2 protein-coding genes are annotated in these 2,431 nt (G+C 51.4%); one reads left to right on the forward strand and one right to left on the reverse strand.

Annotated elements, in window-relative coordinates; all coding sequences use genetic code 11:
• Positions 1–247: 247 nt before the first annotated feature.
• Positions 248–1,546, reverse strand: a complete 1,299-nt coding sequence (gene ltrA / locus HQL56_19580; protein MBF0311718.1) for a group II intron reverse transcriptase/maturase — start codon at positions 1,544–1,546, stop codon at positions 248–250.
• A gap of 707 nt (positions 1,547–2,253) precedes the next feature.
• Between ltrA and HQL56_19585 the strand changes: the two genes are divergently transcribed.
• Positions 2,254–2,431, forward strand: a 178-nt coding sequence (locus tag HQL56_19585) for a hypothetical protein (protein MBF0311719.1), incomplete at its 3' end; no start/stop codon positions are given.

Here is a 2,431-nt window from a genome sequence, read left to right on the forward strand (position 1 = left end):
GATACGGCAGGACGCAACACGGCGCGTCCTGTGCGGCCTGTTGGCCAAGTTTGACAGGCTTTTCATCTTGTCGAGTAGACCGGTTTCTTCGAGGTGCTACAGGTCAAGGTTTGTTTTCTCTGTTGTCTGCCTGGTTTCCCGGCAGTGCCACCATATTTTGACCATACACCCGTTGTCCCCGGCCCCTCCCAGAACCGTGCTTGCGCTATTTACGCACACGGCTCCTCACCAGCACCTTTACGTCGATTCAGAACAGATTAACCTTTATCTTTGGAACAGGCAGAGGAAACAGTTTGAGCATGTGGTTAAACTTCTCCCAGTTCATGCTACCTCTTTTCCCTCGACGATCAAGCCATTTGAACAACAGATTCCGCACCTCAAAAGCAAAGCGTTCGATAGCTTGACTGTTGTCTGTGACACCATAATAAGCATAGTGTCCACGTAATTTGGCCGCCACGATGGGCATCAATTCTCGGACAGGTCGAGTACGATTTGTTTTCAGCCACTCCTTGAAAATGATCAATTTGGCCGTAAACCGCTTCCCGATTGTTTTCCTTTTCATCCGAAAACGCCTACCATCCTGTGAACGTCCGCAAAAGTGAGTAAAGCCCAAAAAGTCAAATGTTTCCGCCTTTTCCCCTCTGGCCCTGGCCCACCTCACTGCGAGTGGTCCGAACTCCAACACCTTGGTCTTTTCTGGAGCCACCGACAAACTGAAAAGAGCCAATCTTTCCTCTACCTCCCGGTAAAATTCCATGGCATCTTCTCTGTTTTGGAAGGTCACAACAAAATCATCCGCATAGCGAATAAGTCTTGCTGGTCCCATACAGCTTTGCCGGAAACGTCGCTCAAACCACAAGTCCAAACCATAATGAAGGTAAATATTAGCCAGAATTGGAGAAATTACTCCTCCTTGCGGAGTTCCTTTCTCACTGACCCAATACCTTCCCTCCTCCATAACCCCGGCTATAAGAAATCGCTTGATGTAGCGCAGCATGCGTTTGTCCGCAATGCGGTGTCCCAGGAATTTCATGAGCCAGTCGTGGTTCACATTATCAAAGAAACCTCTGATATCCGCCTCAACCACATAGTTGACCATGCCCCTATGCACTTCCAGATTCAGTGTCCGCAAGGCGTGGTGACAACCCCGCCCTGGTCGAAATCCGTAGGAGTCTCCTATGAAGTCTTGCTCATAGATTGTCTCCAGAATTCTAACCATGCCTGCCTGTACCAGCTTGTCCTCCAACACCGGAACCCCAAGAGGCCGCAGTTTATCACTCCCCGGTTTCGGAATATACACCCGTTTTACCGGTTGCGGTCGATACGCCATCTGGTGAAGACGCTTGACCAATATTGTCAGGTTCTCCTCCAGATTCTGTCCATATTCCTGCTTGGTCACCCGATCAATGCCTGCGGCAGCGTCCGTCCTCAGCCCCGCAAAACATCCCCGCAGCAATTCCAAGTCCATCAGATGAAACAGACTGGTGAACTGAAACTTTGGTTCACTACGGGCCTTCAACGCTATGCGCTGCAATGTCGTATTCACGCTTTCTTCGCGTCTGAGCACGATTCGTGTCTCCTCGCAGCACTGTTACCGATGTGGCCGCCTTCCCTCCAGCAGAGTTACCCGCCTTCATCGGTACTATTCAGCCATCCGACTCCCGTTGCCGTATTTGCCTCACTCCCCTTGTAAAGATTGTTTGGCATACTCATCTTCCTTGAGAGACAGCCCATCCGGGTCTCCCAGGTTACCGCATAACCCCAATCTCCGACATGCCATGCTCTCAGACCCCGAGGAAGCAGATGGTCACTTGCCTTGCGCCACCACCCGTCTTGACTTCCGTTAAACAAACAACGTCGTCCTTCCCTTTGATTTTCGTATAACGAGGCTCAATCACTTCAACCTTGCGGCTTACGGCCTATCGTGTCGCTGTCCTACGCTTAAAGTCAGGAGTTACCCCCCTCCCTTCAAAGACTTGCTCCCCGGTGGTTGGCCAACCTTCCGGGATGGGATTTCCACCCACTGGGTTACGCGACCTTGCCTGGCCGCACTTGTTTTCCGATTCCTTGTCGGACACCAACCGAAGACTTCGAACCTGTCTCCAGCCTGCTTCATCAGACGGCAGTCAATTCAATGATAAAAAATATTGAAATCAATTATAATAGTTTAAAATTGTGCTTGATAAGCGCACGCTCCAATGGCTCAATGGTGGCCATCAAGAACGCACCAACCACCATCCAGGAGCACGCACCATGAACGAACTGACCACCACCCAGCAGATCATCCTCGAAGCCGCCATCAACCACTTGAACGGCTCGATCCACCCCTTGCCCGGCAACCTCAAGGGCGAAGCCGCCAAGAAGGTGATCAAGAGCCTGCTCAAGAAGGGCCTGATCGAAGAGGACGGTCCGGAGACCTGGCGCATCACCG

The sequence above is a fragment of the Magnetococcales bacterium genome, from assembly GCA_015231925.1.
Lineage (GTDB): Bacteria > Pseudomonadota > Magnetococcia > Magnetococcales > JADGAQ01 > JADGAQ01.